Origin of the sequence: Bacillus sp. G402, assembly GCF_051172515.1 — a bacterium.
In the GTDB taxonomy this organism is placed as follows: domain Bacteria; phylum Bacillota; class Bacilli; order Bacillales; family Bacillaceae; genus Bacillus; species Bacillus altitudinis.
Genome location: NZ_JBPIZC010000002.1, coordinates 312,706 through 329,192, shown reverse-complemented (window position 1 = coordinate 329,192; position 16,487 = coordinate 312,706). Strand labels below are relative to the sequence as shown.

The window sequence follows — 16,487 nt, the reverse complement described above, 5'->3', positions numbered from 1 at the left end:
TAAGGAAGTGTCAATCATGAGAAAACCAATTATAGCTGGGAACTGGAAGATGAACAAAACACTTGGTGAAGCTGTAAGCTTCGTTGAAGAAGTCAAGTCATCTATTCCATCTCCTGACAAAGTGGAATCTATTGTCTGTGCACCAGCCCTTTTCCTTGAAAAGCTGAACAGCCTTTCTAACGGAACAGACCTTAAAATTGGTGCGCAAAACATGCACTTTGAAGAAAACGGTGCATTCACTGGTGAAATCAGCCCTGCTGCGCTTAAAGATCTTGGCATCGGCTACTCAGTGATCGGTCATTCAGAGCGCCGCGAATTCTTCGCTGAAACAGATGAAACAGTGAACAAAAAAGCACATGCTGCATTCAAGCATGGCATCGTTCCAATCATCTGTGTAGGTGAAACGCTTGAAGAGCGTGAAGCAGGCAAAACAAACGAACTTGTCGCTGATCAAGTGAAGAAAGCACTAGCTGGTTTAACGAAGCAGCAAGTCGCTGAATCTGTGATTGCCTATGAGCCAATCTGGGCGATCGGTACAGGTAAATCTTCTACAGCAAAAGATGCAAACGATGTTTGTGCGCACATTCGCCAAACGGTTGCAAGCGAATTTGGTCAAGAAGCGGCAGACAGCCTTCGCATTCAATATGGCGGAAGCGTGAAACCTGCGAATATTAAAGAATATATGGCAGAATCCGATATTGACGGTGCTTTGGTAGGCGGCGCAAGCTTAGAACCTCAGTCTTTCGTTCAATTATTGGAGGAAGGTCAATATGAGTAAGAAACCAGCTGCATTAATCATCTTAGATGGATTCGGTTTAAGAGGCGAAACAGTCGGTAACGCTGTTGCCCAAGCAAAGAAACCGAACTTCGACCGCTACTGGAACGAATTCCCGCATCAAACCTTAACGGCTTCAGGTGAGGCAGTAGGTCTCCCAGAAGGTCAAATGGGAAACTCTGAAGTTGGGCATTTGAACATCGGAGCAGGACGCATCGTGTACCAAAGCTTAACAAGAGTGAATGTGGCCATTCGTGATGGGGAATTTGAGAAAAACGAAACGTTCCTAGATGCAATGACTTATGCAAAAGAAAATGACAAGGCCCTTCATCTATTCGGTCTCTTGTCAGACGGCGGTGTGCATAGCCACATCCAGCATCTTTTTGCCTTGCTGAAACTAGCAAAAAAAGAAGGCTTAACAAAAGTATACATTCACGGTTTCTTAGACGGACGTGATGTTGGTCAGAAGACAGCCAAAGTATACTTAAAGCAGCTTGAAGAACAAATCAAAGAAATCGGTGTCGGAGAAGTCGCAACACTTTCTGGACGCTATTACTCAATGGACCGTGACAAGCGCTGGGATCGTGTGGAGAAAGCATATCGCGCGATGGCGTATGGTGAAGGCCCAAGTTATCAAAACATCTATGATGTCGTTGATGACTCCTATGAAAATGGAATCTACGATGAGTTCGTTATTCCGTCTGTCATTACGAGAGAAAATGGTGAGCCGGTAGCAAAAGTAAACGACGGCGACTCTGTGATTTTCTATAACTTCCGTCCAGACCGTGCGATTCAAATTTCAAACACATTCACAAATGAAGATTTCCGCTCGTTTGACCGCGGGGAAGCACATCCGAAGGATTTACACTTCGTCTGCTTCACACACTTCAGTGAAACGGTAGATGGCTATGTGGCTTTCAAACCAGTGAATTTGGATAACACAGTAGGAGAAGTACTTTCTCAAAATGGATTGAAGCAGCTGCGGATTGCTGAAACAGAGAAATATCCTCACGTGACGTTCTTTATGAGCGGTGGGCGTGAAGAAGAATTTCCTGGAGAAGACCGCATCTTAATCAATTCACCAGATGTCGCAACCTATGACCTCAAGCCAGAAATGAGCGCTTATGAGGTAAAGGATGCACTTGTTGCAGACATCAATGCGGACAAGCATGATGCGATCATTCTGAACTTTGCTAACCCAGATATGGTGGGTCATTCAGGTATGCTTGAGCCAACAATCAAAGCCATTGAAGCAGTAGATGAGTGCTTAGGAGCTGTAGTCGACGCAATCCTAGCAAAAGGCGGACATGCCATCATCACGGCAGACCACGGTAACGCAGACGTGCTCATTACCGAAGAAGGAAAGCCGCATACTGCACATACTACAAACCCTGTTCCAGTCATCGTAACGAAAAAAGGGGCGACGCTTAGAGAAGGCGGCATTTTAGCCGATCTATCTCCAACGCTTTTAGACTTACTTGGTCTTGAAAAACCAAAAGAGATGACAGGAACATCATTGATTCAAAAATAACAAATTGATTCAAAAGGAGAGAAATAACGATGCCATACATTGTTGACGTATATGCACGCGAAGTATTAGACTCTCGCGGTAACCCAACAGTTGAAGTAGAAGTTTACACAGAATCTGGCGGCTTTGGCCGTGCACTAGTACCAAGTGGTGCGTCTACTGGTGAATATGAAGCAGTAGAACTACGTGACGGAGACAAAGACCGTTACCTTGGAAAAGGTGTTCTGACAGCTGTAAACAACGTAAACGAAATCATTGCACCAGAGCTTTTGGGCTTTGATGTCACTGAACAAGTAGCAATTGACAAAATGTTAATCGAACTTGACGGAACTGAAAACAAAGGGAAATTAGGCGCAAACGCAATCCTTGGCGTATCTATCGCTGTAGCACGTGCGGCTGCTGATTTCTTACAAATTCCACTTTACCAATACCTTGGTGGATTCAACTCCAAAACGCTTCCAGTACCGATGATGAACATCGTCAACGGCGGAGAGCATGCGGATAACAACGTAGACATTCAAGAATTCATGATTATGCCTGTAGGTGCACCGAACTTCCGTGAAGCACTTCGCATGGGCGCTCAAATCTTCCATAGCCTGAAATCTGTATTAAGTGCAAAAGGCTTAAACACAGCTGTAGGTGACGAAGGTGGATTTGCTCCAAACCTTGGATCTAACGAAGAAGCACTTCAAACAATCGTAGAAGCGATTGAAAAAGCTGGTTTCAAACCAGGTGAAGAAGTGAAACTTGCGATGGATGCTGCATCTTCTGAGTTCTATAACAAAGAAGACGGTAAATATCATTTATCAGGCGAAGGTGTTGTGAAAACATCTGCTGAAATGGTTGACTGGTATGAAGATATGGTATCGAAATACCCAATCATCTCGATCGAAGACGGCCTTGATGAAAACGACTGGGAAGGTCACAAACTATTAACTGAGCGTCTTGGCAGCAAGGTTCAGCTAGTAGGAGACGACTTGTTCGTAACAAATACGAAGAAGCTTTCTGAAGGAATCAAAAACGGCGTTGGTAACTCAATCCTCATCAAAGTAAACCAAATCGGTACATTAACTGAAACATTTGATGCAATCGAAATGGCGAAACGTGCAGGCTATACAGCTGTTATCTCCCACCGTTCTGGTGAAACAGAAGACAGCACAATTGCAGACATTGCAGTTGCAACAAACGCTGGACAAATCAAAACAGGTGCTCCGTCTCGTACGGACCGTGTGGCGAAATACAACCAATTACTTCGCATCGAAGATCAATTGGCTGAAACAGCTCAATACCACGGCATTGCTACATTCTACAACTTGAATAAGTAATGTAAAGCAACGCGCTACGTGCGCTCTTTTGAAAAGAGCGTATCGCAGCGCTTTTTTTATGTTGAAATAAAGACGCAAAGCTGGCTCAAGCGAATAGGCTCTGCTTCCTTTGTCATATCCTATTTTTGTAAAAAATCATCCTTCAGTCAGAGGTGAAACGATGAGCTTGACGATTTATAAGCAATAAATCATGAAAACTCTTCTAAAAATATGATCTGAATTGAACTTATGCTATTTGCATGGGGGTGGTATCATTTTACATATATTAGGGGGTGATGAGATGCTGAATCCTTTTAGCCTTCGTTTTCCAGTAGGCGTGTACATGTATGTCCTTCACCTACTGGCGGCATATGATGAAAGGAAGCAACGAATTCTAACTTCTAAGAACGTACAGAAAAATGCATTTTGGATTTATGTCCTTGCCGCTATCTTAGGCATTGTGACAGCTGCAGCTTTGATTTGGGCATGCAAAACATTTGGAAAAGGCTCGAAATTTTTAGGAGAGTTCAAGTTTTTAGGCCTGTATATTAAAATCAAATGCGGCTTCTAACAAATGGTGAGAACAGATGCGAGGTCATCTGTTCTATCTGAAATAAATGGAGGGACATGATGCTGACATTACACTTAACAGAAAAAACGTATAGCCGCACCTTTTCTCTCCGCGATATTCAGTTAAATGTAGAGAAAGGACGTATGCTTCTGCTTTTGGGGCATAATGGGGCAGGAAAAACCACGATGATTCAGTCTATGTTTGGCCTGACACCATTTACGGGTGTTGTCTCTTTAGATGGTAAACAGCTGAATTTTCAATCCTCAGCACATATCTCCTTTTTGAAAGAACATGTTTCCTATATTCCTGATGATCATGCTTTGTTTGATTATTTAACGCCGAGAGAATATTTTCATTTACTCCAGCTTCCAGACAAACGAAATGGACCTCGAGAAGAGGCCTTCGTCGATCTGTTTGAGCTGAGACCTTATATGGATCAGCCAATTGCCCAGCTGTCTCATGGCAATCAAAAGAAAACCCAAATCATTTCACAGCTCCTTAGGTCTTGTGATTATTATGTATTCGACGAGCCTACAAATGGACTTGATCCAGATATGATGATCATCTTAAAAAAGGTGCTCATGAAGCTGAGAAATCAAGGTGCAGGCATTCTCATTTCTACCCATCATTTGGGCTTTGGTGAGACATTGTATGACCACCTTATGATCTTAAGAAACGGTGATATCAAGCTGGATATGTCACGTCAAGAAACAAACAAAACATTCCCTCATCAAGCACTTGAGGATATTTATAAAGAAGTGAATCAAGATTACTATATGCAGGTGGAGAGGTTGCTCAATGACTTGGACACGACACGTTCTTCATAAAATAGAATGGGGCATGCTCACAACGAAAATCAAGCAGCTCGGCAAAAAATATCCTTTGCAGCTTCTCGCCGCAGCCGTTTTTTTATTGCTGATCTACGCCATATACGTTGTCATGAGCCTGCGTTTTTTTATGCAAGTAGGGGAGAGCGAACCAGTTGCTTTATACCTTCAATTTGTGAAAATGACCCTGCTGCTTTTGGGAGCAGGTATTGTCTTTTCCCGTCATAAAATGAAGCGTCAAGAGTATCAGTTCTTCTTTTTGAATAGTGCGATGCAAAGTGTCTCATTTGTCCTTTGTGTGTATTTCTTTCCAGTGCTGTTTTGTTTCATCATGCTTGGTCTGCTTTTTTTACCCATCCTATTAGGGCTGATCATTAGCGGCGTTACACTATCTTTGTATTGGATCATTGTGGTGGGGATCACTTGCTGTGGATTGGCGCTGTATACGCTTGCTTCTTGGATGCTGATACGCATTGGTGTGAGCCATTTTATATCAAAAACAAAAGAGCATTTACTGCTGCAAACGATTGGATTTGTGACGCTCGGTGCTTTCTTGTTTCTCCTTTTTCAAAAAGCGGTTGAGATGATTCACGTATGGCCGTCTATCTATCTTGTATTTCTGATGATCTTTCTATGTGCAGGGTGGTTTTGGCTGAAAGGGTTGGCGGCTTGTTATGTCAATCGGATGTTTTTGCAGCTAAAGGTAGAGGTGAAGTCGTTTTCTTACCAAAAAATTAGATCGGATTCTTCATTTTTCACACATCTGCGGCAGGAGCTTGTTTATTTTAGCCGATCAGCTGTGTTTAAAGAACAAGGTATTTTGTTCCTGTTTCTTGTCTGTTTCACGATAGGTCTCCCATTCATCTTTACTCCGGCAGAGACTGGCTGGCTGTATGCTTTTATTGTGCAGTTTGCCTTAAAGGAGATCCTTATTATGCTACCGCTCATGATTGGCAGGGAATATCATCTCAATCAGCGAGCCATTTTTATGTTAAATACATCAAAGGGTGCCTATTTATTATCAAGAATTTTATTTTATTACACAATGAATATATTGATTTATTTTGTCTATATCGGGCTTGCTTATTTCATGATTGGGGTTGAAAGTGAAGGGCACGGTTTGGCGAGTTTGTCCATTTTATTGATCACTGTCATGGCGGCATGTGTCGGGTTTGTCGTGAAGATTAGTGATTTTAATAAACTGTTTGTGATCGTGATGATGATTGCTGTGTTTAGTATGTTGGATATGCTTTTAGTCCAGTGGCTTTCTGCAAATACCCAGCTGCTCTCAACTGCCTATATGGCTTGTTCAGCCGCATTCTTCATCTTCATATATGCTGCCATGCTAAAGAGGCCGATTGTGCGATGATGACGCTTTTATTTTGCTTAATAGCAGTTGTGCTCATTCATGAACTCGGTCATATCCTGATGGTGATGGTGTGCAACAAAATCGAAAAAAGACCCATCTTTGATTATGTGGTAATGATCGATTGGAAGCACGTGTCGATTGTCCATGAGAAATTTTCACGGCCGGGTTTTAATATGATGGTCGCACTTGCAGGTCCTGTGTTTCCAGTGATCTGCTCGGGTGTGCTTTTCTTCATGTGGAGGCATCCATTGACGCATCCATTGCTGCTTTTTTCTTTATTAAATACAGTGATGCTGCATCCAGCTTGCCCAGACGGGAAAAATATCATCGCCAGTTTAAAAGAGATGAAAGGAGAGAACTAAATGGTTAAAGTATTTCATTCGTTTTCTAGCGGTTTAACGCTTGCGATGCTTTATGTGTTTGCTGTGTTTATGACGCCAGTATTTTTAATGTTGCTAGAGGTTCATCATGTTGAATCAAGTCCAACCCTATTTGGTATGCCTTTTTATATCATGAAAATTGAACAGTATCAATTCAGCTCAGAGGCAACGCTCTTTGGGTGCGTGGTCTGTTTTTTAGCGGGTGCCGCTCTCTACTTCTTGATTCAATATGTGATTCATGCAGTGAAAAAGAGCAGAACATAAAAAAAGCAGGCTGAATGAAGTCAGTCTGCTTGAAGAACGAGTGACAACCGCACCATATCCATACACTGAATACCGTTCTCATAAATCGGTTCATCATAGTGCTTCAGAAAGAAATCGTGATCGATGGATGCCATGCGAAAACCGCATTTTTGATAAAGGGCTAGCTGCTGAATGCTAGAGTTGCCTGTGCCAATTTCAATTGTATGATAGCCAGCTGCCTTGGCCTCTGAAATAGCATGGCGGATCAGCTGCTTCCCAATTCCTCTTCCTTGCCATGACTCTTTCACGGCGACATTCATGATTTCCACTGTCTGCTGAGACAGAGGCGTCAGAACATACACACCAATCATGTCCTGTTTATGAAAAGCAACATAACAAGAACCAGATTGTACATAGGCAATGACTTTTTCAGTTGAAGGGTCAGCTAATAGTAAAAGATCCATAGGAACAGATTGATCATGATACAATGGCCGAATCTGTATCAAATCATTTCATCCTCTCTATTCTTTGATATACCCTTGTTTAACACCCCAATCATATTGATCCTGCACCCATTGAGAAGGAGGATGATGGGTGACATTTGGGTCTTTCTTAACAGTTGTTTTCCTAGTCGTTTGTGCTGCCTGCTTATTCGCTTGAGCCGTTGCTTTCGCTGATGCCAGTTCTTTTTGAAGCTGATCTATTTTTAACTCAAGCGCTTTACGCTGTTTGGTTTCTTTTTGATGCGCCTTCTTTTCTTTCTTCAGCTTGTTTGTGACGGTGGACAATTCCTTTTTTTGACCATCCATTTCATCTTTCATATCCGTTCCTTCTGACTTTAATTGTGTCAGCTGCTCATCATTCTTTCTCATTTCTTGCTGGTGTTTTTTCTCTGCCGCGGTGAGCGACTGCTGCTGCCACACAATCCAGCCAGTTGCACCTAGGATGATCACAGACAGGACAATGATCGTGATGTTTTTTTTCATGTTCTATTCCCCTTTCGTTAAACCTCTATTATCATCGGTTAAAACAAACCAGGTTTTAACAGAACAAGGGAATATTCGCATCAGATTAGCAGACACTATGAAAAAAGGAGGGTGTCTGTTGATTTCCTTTATGATTCATGTCATTGTGTCATTATTTGCTGTCTCAAATCCCATTGGAAACGTGCCTCTTTTCATCACTTTAACAGAAGGCTACTCAGAAAAAGAACGCGCCCAGACGGCCAAAAAAGCGATTGTTGTGTCTTTTATGATTTTGATTGCCTTTCTTTTGGCAGGCAGGCTCATTTTCAAATTGTTTGGCATTGATATCCATGCACTCCGTATCGCCGGAGGTATTTTTATTTTTGGTATCGCTTACAATTTGCTGAATGCAAAAGAATCACATGTTCAAAACCCTCATTCGGATGAAAAGGCAGAGAGCAAAGAGAAGGCCGATGTTTCGGTGACCCCGCTCGCCATTCCGATCATTGCCGGACCTGGTACAATTGCGACTGTCATGAGCTTAACGCCAGGAAGCCACCAAGTAACGCTTCATCTGCTTGCGATTCTTATTGGCATTGTGGTTGTACTTGCCATGACCTATTATGCATTTCATTATTCAAGTTTCATTATGCGAAAAATGGGGAAAACAGAGATGAATGTCGTGACACGATTAATGGGATTGATTCTAGCTGTTGTGGCAGTAGAGATGATTGGCGCAGGGATCAAAGGGATGTTCCCAATGCTAATGTCATAAGTGTATATAAAAAAGCTGTTTTCTTCTACAAAATTGTAAAATAAAACAGCTTTTTTTAAGGTTTTGGCACATGTTGAAATACTTCTTCACTTTCAAAGAACTCAATTAACCGGCTAATCCAGTCATAATAATCGAGACTTTCCTTGATTTCTGAAAGAAGAAGATTGATTTTATCTACTGTTTCTTCTGGCAGGTCATCTTGTTCAAGCAGCTCCAGCAATTCCTTGCATGTCTTCTTATGTGCCTTGCGATTTTTGCTGACAACACGTGACCAATTGGCTGCAAACAATGAAATAAAGGTTTGATATTGATCTTGCTCAACGTCATATAAATCTTTGCGTATTCCTTTTTCATAAACCTTTTCAGCAATATTCAGATCAAGCATTTCTCGAACGACTTGACTCATTCTTGTTTTGCTCATGCCGGTCGCCTCTGAGAGCTCACCGAGCGTCATTGGTTTACGGTTCATATGAATGATACCAAGCACTCTACCCACTGTGGCAGAAAGACCAAAGGCATTCATGTTCTCGGCAGCTTTTTCAATATAATGATCCTGTGCTTTTTGAATGGCGCCTAACGCTTGCTTGTCCATTCCCCGCTTCATCCCTTCACGACTGACAATTTGTAACACAATATATCATATACCTGTTTGTTCATGAAAACAATAAATATTGAGTATTTGCTCGTAAGTTGGAGAAAAAAGGAGGGATCGGTACATATCAGGCCGTTAACTGAAAATTTTAAATAAATCTTATGCAATACAAACACATCGTAAACTTTTTATTTTATAAAGTTTGCACTATAATAAATAAGGTGTAAATTTTCTGAAAATATATATCCGACTAATTGGAGGTGTCTCATTTGCTGAAACTAGAGAATGTATCTAAGACGTATAAAGGCGGAAAAAAAGCTGTCAAAAATATTGATTTAGAAATAGCAAAAGGAGAATTTATTTGTTTTATTGGACCGAGTGGCTGTGGTAAAACGACAACCATGAAGATGATTAACCGACTGATTGAACCTTCCTCAGGAAACATATTGATCGAGGGAGAAAACATTATGAAAAAAGATCCAGTCCAATTAAGAAGAGAAATTGGTTATGTGATTCAGCAAATTGGACTTTTCCCTCATATGACCATCGCACAAAACATTTCCCTTGTGCCGAAGCTGCTGAAGTGGCCGGAAGAAAAACGAAAAGAACGAGCGCGTGAATTGCTCAAACTCGTCGACATGGGGCCGGAATACTTAGAGCGTTACCCTCATGAACTCAGTGGAGGACAGCAGCAGCGTATCGGCGTTCTTCGCGCACTCGCAGCAGAACCCCCTTTAATCCTGATGGATGAACCATTTGGAGCACTTGACCCAATTACAAGAGATTCATTGCAGGAAGAATTTAAGAAACTGCAAAAAACGTTAAATAAAACAATCGTATTTGTCACACATGACATGGATGAAGCGATTAAACTTGCAGACCGCATTGTCATTTTAAAAGATGGAGAGATTATCCAAGTGGGCACGCCTGATGATATTTTACGTAATCCTGCGAACGAATTCGTAGAAGAATTCATCGGGAAAGAACGTCTGCTTCAGTCAAATCCGAATATGGAACGTGTGGAACAAATGATGAACACGTCCCCAGTCACAATTACCGTCGAAAAAACATTGACAGATGCCATCTTTATTATGAGAGAAAAGCGGGTTGATTCCCTGCTTGTCGTTGATGAAAATCATGTGCTGAAAGGCTATATCGACATTGAAACCATCGATGCAAACCGCAGAAAAGCAGCCTTCGTTGGCGATATTTTAAATACAGAATTTTATACAGTACAAGAAGGTGCGCTTCTTAGAGATACTGTCCGAAAGATCTTAATACGCGGCATTAAATATGTACCGGTTGTCGATGCAAAAGGGCACTTAAAAGGCATCGTCACACGTGCAAGTCTTGTAGATGTCGTATATGACTCTATTTGGGGAGAAGATACCCCGGAGGCTGTCACTGAAATGAACTAAGGGAGGTGTACACATGGATCAAATCATCGATTTTCTTGAGAAAAATGGTGGGGAACTCCTCACAAAAATGTGGGAGCATTTATACATTTCTTTAATTGCCGTTGTGTTAGGCATTATCGTGGCCGTTCCTTTAGGCGTCATTCTTACACGAATGAAAAGAGGCGCCGGTTTTGTCATCGGTATCGTGAATATCTTTCAAACACTCCCTAGTTTAGCGATTCTTGCATTTTTTATTCCTATTTTGGGAGTTGGAAAAATACCTGCGATCGTTGCGCTATTTTTCTATTCCGTTTTGCCTATTTTAAGAAATACGTATGCCGGTGTTCAAGGTGTGAACAAAAACTTGCTCGAATCTGGTAAAGGGATTGGCATGACGACATGGGAACAAATTCGTCTTGTTGAACTGCCGCTTGCTGTTCCGGTCATTATGGCAGGTGTCAGAACCTCAACGATTTATTTAATTGGGTGGACAACACTTGCTGCTTTTATCGGTGGAGGCGGTCTTGGTGACTACATTTTAATTGGGCTTCAGCTTTACCAGCCGGAATACATTATTGCGGGTGCAATCCCTGTCACTATTTTAGCCGTCATCATTGACCTTACATTGATGAAGCTTGAGAAAAAAGTAACACCAGAAGGCTTAAAAGGATTGAAGGAAGTTTCATAAGGAGTTGGCTCATGTGAAGAATCGAAAAACAAAATGGATCAGTGCACTGCTTGCCGGATGCTTGCTATTCATAAGTGGCTGTTCACTTCCTGGACTAGCCGGCTCTTCAGGGAGCACGCTGCGAATCGGTGCACAAAACTTTACAGAATCAGAAATTATGGCCTATATGGTGGGAGACATCATTGAGCATTACACAGATAAAAAGACAACCATTGTGAAGAATTTAGGCTCAAATACGGTGCAGCAGAAAGCAATGGAAAACGGGGATGTCGACATTTCGGCAACACGATATACAGGCACGGATTTAACAAGTACGCTAGGAATGGATGCAGAAAAAGATCCAAAGCGTGCAATGGAAATCGTCCAGAAAGAATTCAAAAAACGCTATGATTACAAATGGTTTGATTCCTATGGGTTTGATAATACGTATGCCTTTGCTGTGACGCAGAAGATGGCGAAGGAAAACAACCTAGAAACAGTCTCTGATTTAAAAAAGAATGCCAAAAATTATCGCTTCGGTGTGGATAATATTTGGCTGAAAAAGAAAGGTGACGGTTACGAAGGGTTTGTGAAAACATACGGAATTGAATTTGGAAGCACTTTTCCGATGCAGATCGGTCTAGTCTATGACGCATTGAAAAATGAAAAAATGGATATTGTGCTTGCCTATTCAACAGATGGCCGGATCAAAGCGTATAATCTCAAAATCTTAAAAGATGATAAACGATTCTTCCCACCATACGATGCATCACCAGTTGTCCCTGAGAAGGTATTAAAAGATAATCCAGGACTGGACAAGGTGATCAATAGGTTGATTGGAAAAATCGATACCGAACAAATGCAAGAGCTCAATTATCAAGTCGATGGAGAACTAAAAGAACCAGCGACTGTTGCGAGAGATTTTCTAAAGAAACACAATTACTTTGAGTAAGATTGGGAGGTGTCAGAGCTGATGGACACACTGCAGCAATTATGGGCGTATTATCAACAGAACGGTTCATATGTGTTAGAAGAATTTTACCGGCATTTCCTCATGTCAGCGTATGGGGTATTGTTTGCGGCAATTGTCGGAATACCAGTCGGCATCTTTGTGGCGCATTATCGCAAACTGAGCAATTGGGTGTTCGCAATAACCAATGTCATTCAAACCATTCCAGCGTTAGCGATGCTTTCTGTGTTGATGCTTGTATTAGGACTTGGCGCAAATACAGTCATCTTATCACTCTTTTTGTATTCACTTCTGCCGATTATCCGTAACACGTACACAGGTATTGTCAGCATTGAGCATGCCTATTTAGAATCGGGGAAAGCGATGGGCATGACGAAATGGCAAGTGCTGAGAATGGTTGAATTACCGCTTGCTTTATCTGTCATTATGGCTGGTTTAAGAACCGCACTTGTGATCGCAATCGGTATTACAGCGATTGGGACATTTGTTGGTGCAGGAGGACTTGGTGATATCATCATCAGAGGATCAAACGCGACAAACGGAACAGCCATTATTTTAGCAGGTGCTATTCCAACTGCGCTCATGGCCATTATTGCCGACCTTGTCATGGGCTGGCTTGAACGCTATTTAAGCCCAACCAACAAGAAAAAAGAAAGCAAGGCGTTAGCTGAAAAAAACATGACGTCCGCATAAATGCTTGAAAAGACAAAACCTCCTCTACATCTGTAGGGGAGGTTTTTTTATCATGATTAGGCGGCTCACATCAGGAGACATTTATGATTCAAGTGTGATCCATTCAGAGGACCACTTCGCAATTTCCTCAAAAACGGGTGCAAGTGAGCGCCCCATATCAGTTAATGAATACTCAATACGCACGGGTGTTTCAGCAAAAACCTCCCGTTTTACAATGCCTGCTGCTTCCAGCTCTTTTAATCTCTCAGATAAAACCCTTCCGCTTAAATTGGTCAGAGCTGCTTCGATTTCACTAAAGCGCTGTGAACCTGAGAGAAGCTGAAAAACAATCAGTGCCACCCAGCGTTTACTTAATAACTCAACTGCTTTTTCAAACCGCGGGCACATATCAGATTGATTCATCTTTCTTCACTCCAATCTGAACCCATTATACCGTAATTCTGTCAAAAATCGGCGCAAAAAGCTTGTCAATGATCAAAACATTTTACGATGACGAACGGCTGTTTAGTAGAAATAACAAATAGCGGTTTAAATCCTCTATTTCATGTTTAGAAAGGGTGGACCATATGTCCCCATTAAATATTTCAAGATCATCAAGTTCATATTGCTCAGCTGCTTCTCTTATTTGGGTAAAAGCCGTTTCTTCTTCCTTTATGACATGGGCAGAAGATGCTTCTTCAATATACCCTGCAGCCTGCATCATGTCCTCATAAGGTACTTTTAATGCACCTGCTAGTTTTTTAATTGTAGGAGGTTTCGGAATGCCGCGCTTCCCGTTTTCAATCCGAGAAATACCAGCAGCGCTGACCTCTGAATACATCGCTAATTGGTTCACCGATAGTTTCCTTTTCTCACGTAATGCTCTTAAATATGCACCGAAGTTCATCAACTCAAAACCTCACATGGTTAAAGATTAGTTATCTCTAGTGTACCTGATTTGTTGACTATTGGCAATAAGTGCACCATGAAAATATTGACATTAGTTAATGGTGGATGTATCTTATGTTTATGCCCCGCTATTTGTTCGCCTTTTTTTGGTTAATGAGCGTGAGAAAGTATTGATTCAGCTGGCTGATGTCTTGTGCGGTGAGTGTTTCCCATTGGTCTCCATCGAAAATAGGGAGATGTTCTACATCCTTTTGAAGCGCCGTTTGATAGATTTTTAATATGGACTCATATTTCGGTTTCATTTCATGCACTTTTTCCTGTTCAATATAACCGGCAAGTAGCATTAAATCCTCATAAGGCACCTTCAAAGCGCGTGCTAATTTTTTTATGGTTAAAGGCTTTGGCACACCACGCTTTCCATTCTCAATCCGAGAAATACCGGCAGCGCTTACGCCTGAATACATGGCGAGTTGATTGACAGACATCTTTCTATTCTCTCTTAAAATGCGTAATTGTTCACCAAAGTGATTCATGTCATCGAACCTCACATTTCAGTATATGACTTATTTTAGTATGATCATTGACCAAAGGAAATAGAAAGGGCGTAAAAGTGTTGACATAAGTTAATGGATCTGGGAGATATGAGAGTCCTACATGTTGTACATATTGATCCTATAGGAGGTTGTAATGATGGTCGAAAAGATTCAGATCAGGCGGGCTTTTGTGATGCAGTATATGATTGAAAACGATATGTCTTTAAATCAGCTCGCAGATGAAATTGGCATTTCTCCTGCCACACTCAGCAGGGTATTGAATGGTCACCGGAAACCAGGACAGCTTGTCATTGGCAAAATGATTCATTACTTTGATAAAAAATTTGAAGATTTATTTTACTATGAAAATGTTGACAAAAGTCAATGAGTGAAATCATCGTATCATCATAAAGGAGGCGGCTTCATTGAAAAGAACTGGAATGGTAAGACACATTGATTCGCTTGGCAGAATTGTTCTGCCTTCAGAAATGCGGAAGGTACTCAATATAAAAGAAGAGCAGCTGTTGGAAATTTTCATCGAAGATCAAACCATTATGCTGAAAAAATATGATGCAGATAAGAGCTGCTTATTAACTGGCCAAATAACGAAATACAACAAAAGCTATGGAAATGGTAACGTCGTGCTGAGTCCTGAAGGAGCTGAGCGGTTGTTAGTAGAATTAAAACAGCTCTTAAAAGAAGAAGCAACTCGCTAAAAACGTTTTTTAACCTCAAAAATTGCATATAAAAAATGCTGCATACAATCCATTGGAGCGAAATTGAATCAAAATGACATATAGAGTCGACAATATATAGGAAATCTTTATTTTGATGTTTCGTGACATGCACCTTGTTTTCATGTAAAATAAAGTTATGTGTACCAGTTTGTCTGGAGGTGTTTTCATGCACGCATTTGTTATCACATTACTCGTAATTGTCAGTATCGCACTTATCATCGTTGTATTATTACAATCAAGTAAAAGTGCAGGACTGTCAGGCGCTATTTCAGGTGGAGCCGAGCAGCTTTTCGGTAAGCAAAAAGCGAGAGGTCTTGACTTGATTCTTCACCGATTAACTGTCATTTTGTCAGTGCTTTTCTTCATCTTAACACTTGCATTGGCATATTTAGGCGTGTAGGCGCGAGTAACAGAAGGTCTGATCTTTTTTCAGACCTTTTTTTATTATCAGCACTCTTTTGTGTTTGTTTCATACATACAAGTGGAAAATATAAACCATATCAGAAGGAAAGGAAGTCACATCATGAAAGTTGTTACACCAAAACCATTTACGTTTAAAGGTGGAGAAAAGGCGGTGCTTCTTCTTCACGGTTTTACTGGGAATACAGCCGATGTTCGCATGCTTGGGCGTTATTTGAATGAAAGAGGCTATACATGCCATGCACCTCAATACAAAGGACACGGTGTACCGCCAGAGGAGCTTGTTCATACAGGTCCTACAGATTGGTGGAAAGATGTAGAAGAAGGCTATCAATTTTTAAAAGACGAAGGTTATGAGGAAATTGCGGTCTGCGGACTATCCCTCGGAGGAGTTTTTTCATTGAAATTAGGTTACACTGTACCTGTAAAGGGAATTGTACCTATGTGTGCACCTATGTACATAAAAAGTGAAGAAGTCATGTACCAGGGTGTACTAGATTATGCCCGTAACTATAAAAAATTCGAGGGTAAGTCAGAGGATCAAATTGAGCAAGAGATGGAAGAGTTCAAGAAAACACCAATGGGCACGCTCAAGGCTCTTCAAGAACTCATTGCAGATGTCAGAAACAATGTTGACATGATTTATTCACCTACTTTTGTTGTTCAGGCACGTCATGATCATATGATTAATACAGACAGTGCAAACATTATTTATAACGAAGTAGAGACAGATGAAAAACATTTAAAGTGGTATGAAGAATCGGGCCATGTTATCACGCTTGATAAAGAGCGAGAGAAGGTTCATCAGGATGTATATGCATTCTTAGAATCACTCGATTGGTCAATTTAAATA

General features: G+C 41.2%; 23 protein-coding genes. 17 read left to right on the top strand and 6 right to left on the bottom strand.

Annotated features, from left to right (window positions below; all coding sequences use genetic code 11):
• Positions 1-16: 16 nt before the first annotated feature.
• From tpiA to ACSBQP_RS10315, 8 genes are all read left to right on the top strand, one after another.
• A complete protein-coding gene (tpiA, locus tag ACSBQP_RS10350; protein WP_017359213.1) occupies positions 17-778 on the top strand; it encodes a triose-phosphate isomerase in 762 nt (253 codons plus the stop codon).
• Entirely contained in the window at positions 771-2,306 is a 1,536-nt protein-coding gene (gpmI, locus tag ACSBQP_RS10345) for a 2,3-bisphosphoglycerate-independent phosphoglycerate mutase (protein ID WP_017359214.1), read from the top strand. Before tpiA ends, gpmI begins: the two co-directional genes overlap by 8 nt.
• A 29-nt stretch (positions 2,307-2,335) precedes the next feature.
• On the top strand, positions 2,336-3,628 hold the full coding sequence (gene eno / locus ACSBQP_RS10340; protein ID WP_003212752.1) for a phosphopyruvate hydratase: 1,293 nt from the start codon (positions 2,336-2,338) through the stop codon (positions 3,626-3,628).
• A gap of 280 nt (positions 3,629-3,908) precedes the next feature.
• Positions 3,909-4,178, top strand: a complete 270-nt coding sequence (locus tag ACSBQP_RS10335) for a hypothetical protein (RefSeq protein ID WP_008347702.1) — start codon at positions 3,909-3,911, stop codon at positions 4,176-4,178.
• A gap of 59 nt (positions 4,179-4,237) precedes the next feature.
• Positions 4,238-5,005: an ATP-binding cassette domain-containing protein gene (locus tag ACSBQP_RS10330; RefSeq protein WP_008347699.1), complete on the top strand. Its 768-nt coding sequence runs from the start codon at positions 4,238-4,240 to the stop codon at positions 5,003-5,005.
• Entirely contained in the window at positions 4,977-6,374 is a 1,398-nt protein-coding gene (locus ACSBQP_RS10325) for a hypothetical protein (protein WP_435028382.1), read from the top strand. The genes ACSBQP_RS10330 and ACSBQP_RS10325 overlap by 29 nt, the downstream gene beginning before the upstream one ends.
• Entirely contained in the window at positions 6,371-6,736 is a 366-nt protein-coding gene (locus ACSBQP_RS10320; protein ID WP_146270561.1) for a hypothetical protein, read from the top strand. Before ACSBQP_RS10325 ends, ACSBQP_RS10320 begins: the two co-directional genes overlap by 4 nt.
• Positions 6,737-7,018, top strand: coding sequence for a hypothetical protein (locus ACSBQP_RS10315; RefSeq protein ID WP_008347692.1), 282 nt, complete (start codon positions 6,737-6,739; stop codon positions 7,016-7,018).
• 20 nt (positions 7,019-7,038) lie between these two features.
• On the opposite strand, the gene ACSBQP_RS10310 is transcribed toward ACSBQP_RS10315, so the two are convergent.
• Together ACSBQP_RS10310 and ACSBQP_RS10305 are read right to left on the bottom strand one after the other, a co-directional pair.
• Complete coding sequence (locus ACSBQP_RS10310; protein WP_435028381.1) at positions 7,039-7,503, bottom strand: GNAT family N-acetyltransferase; 465 nt, start codon at positions 7,501-7,503, stop codon at positions 7,039-7,041.
• Positions 7,504-7,518: 15 nt separating this feature from the next.
• The gene (locus tag ACSBQP_RS10305; protein WP_035389416.1) at positions 7,519-7,983 is read right to left on the bottom strand and encodes a hypothetical protein; all 465 of its coding nucleotides are present in this window, start codon (positions 7,981-7,983) and stop codon (positions 7,519-7,521) included.
• 118 nt (positions 7,984-8,101) lie between these two features.
• Between ACSBQP_RS10305 and ACSBQP_RS10300 the strand changes: the two genes are divergently transcribed.
• Entirely contained in the window at positions 8,102-8,737 is a 636-nt protein-coding gene (locus ACSBQP_RS10300; RefSeq protein ID WP_035389414.1) for a MarC family protein, read from the top strand.
• A gap of 55 nt (positions 8,738-8,792) precedes the next feature.
• Here ACSBQP_RS10300 and ACSBQP_RS10295 read toward each other — a convergent pair whose 3' ends face one another.
• Complete coding sequence (locus ACSBQP_RS10295) at positions 8,793-9,329, bottom strand: GbsR/MarR family transcriptional regulator (protein ID WP_017359221.1); 537 nt, start codon at positions 9,327-9,329, stop codon at positions 8,793-8,795.
• A 269-nt stretch (positions 9,330-9,598) separates the two neighbouring features.
• Between ACSBQP_RS10295 and ACSBQP_RS10290 the strand changes: the two genes are divergently transcribed.
• Genes ACSBQP_RS10290 through ACSBQP_RS10275 form a run of 4 tightly spaced genes read left to right on the top strand, consistent with a single transcriptional unit; the run spans position 9,599 to position 13,056 of the window.
• Positions 9,599-10,747 carry a betaine/proline/choline family ABC transporter ATP-binding protein gene (locus ACSBQP_RS10290; RefSeq protein ID WP_116306223.1) on the top strand — a complete coding sequence of 383 codons (1,149 nt, stop codon included), beginning with the start codon at positions 9,599-9,601 and terminating at the stop codon, positions 10,745-10,747.
• A gap of 13 nt (positions 10,748-10,760) precedes the next feature.
• A complete protein-coding gene (locus tag ACSBQP_RS10285; protein WP_024719832.1) occupies positions 10,761-11,414 on the top strand; it encodes an ABC transporter permease in 654 nt (217 codons plus the stop codon).
• 13 nt (positions 11,415-11,427) lie between these two features.
• The gene (locus tag ACSBQP_RS10280; protein WP_041507780.1) at positions 11,428-12,345 is read left to right on the top strand and encodes an osmoprotectant ABC transporter substrate-binding protein; all 918 of its coding nucleotides are present in this window, start codon (positions 11,428-11,430) and stop codon (positions 12,343-12,345) included.
• 21 nt (positions 12,346-12,366) lie between these two features.
• Positions 12,367-13,056 (top strand): ABC transporter permease, encoded by a 690-nt coding sequence (locus tag ACSBQP_RS10275; protein ID WP_008347676.1) that lies wholly within the window; start codon positions 12,367-12,369, stop codon positions 13,054-13,056.
• 81 nt (positions 13,057-13,137) lie between these two features.
• Here the strand turns inward: ACSBQP_RS10275 and ACSBQP_RS10270 are convergent, their stop codons facing one another.
• The 3 genes from ACSBQP_RS10270 to ACSBQP_RS10260 form a co-directional block, all read right to left on the bottom strand.
• Complete coding sequence (locus ACSBQP_RS10270; RefSeq protein WP_007500199.1) at positions 13,138-13,458, bottom strand: winged helix-turn-helix transcriptional regulator; 321 nt, start codon at positions 13,456-13,458, stop codon at positions 13,138-13,140.
• An 82-nt stretch (positions 13,459-13,540) separates the two neighbouring features.
• On the bottom strand, positions 13,541-13,942 hold the full coding sequence (locus tag ACSBQP_RS10265) for a helix-turn-helix domain-containing protein (protein ID WP_061420173.1): 402 nt from the start codon (positions 13,940-13,942) through the stop codon (positions 13,541-13,543).
• Between the two features lie 130 nt (positions 13,943-14,072).
• Positions 14,073-14,477 (bottom strand): helix-turn-helix domain-containing protein, encoded by a 405-nt coding sequence (locus tag ACSBQP_RS10260; protein ID WP_007500204.1) that lies wholly within the window; start codon positions 14,475-14,477, stop codon positions 14,073-14,075.
• Positions 14,478-14,631: 154 nt separating this feature from the next.
• Here ACSBQP_RS10260 and ACSBQP_RS10255 point away from each other — a divergent pair, with 154 nt between their 5' ends.
• From ACSBQP_RS10255 to ACSBQP_RS10240, 4 genes are all read left to right on the top strand, one after another.
• Positions 14,632-14,865, top strand: a complete 234-nt coding sequence (locus ACSBQP_RS10255; RefSeq protein WP_024719830.1) for a helix-turn-helix domain-containing protein — start codon at positions 14,632-14,634, stop codon at positions 14,863-14,865.
• Positions 14,866-14,902: 37 nt separating this feature from the next.
• Positions 14,903-15,193, top strand: a complete 291-nt coding sequence (locus ACSBQP_RS10250; protein WP_008347666.1) for an AbrB/MazE/SpoVT family DNA-binding domain-containing protein — start codon at positions 14,903-14,905, stop codon at positions 15,191-15,193.
• 187 nt (positions 15,194-15,380) lie between these two features.
• Positions 15,381-15,614, top strand: a complete 234-nt coding sequence (secG, locus tag ACSBQP_RS10245) for a preprotein translocase subunit SecG (protein ID WP_003212746.1) — start codon at positions 15,381-15,383, stop codon at positions 15,612-15,614.
• A gap of 123 nt (positions 15,615-15,737) precedes the next feature.
• The gene (locus ACSBQP_RS10240; protein ID WP_008347663.1) at positions 15,738-16,484 is read left to right on the top strand and encodes an alpha/beta hydrolase; all 747 of its coding nucleotides are present in this window, start codon (positions 15,738-15,740) and stop codon (positions 16,482-16,484) included.
• The last annotated feature ends 3 nt before the right edge of the window (positions 16,485-16,487 follow it).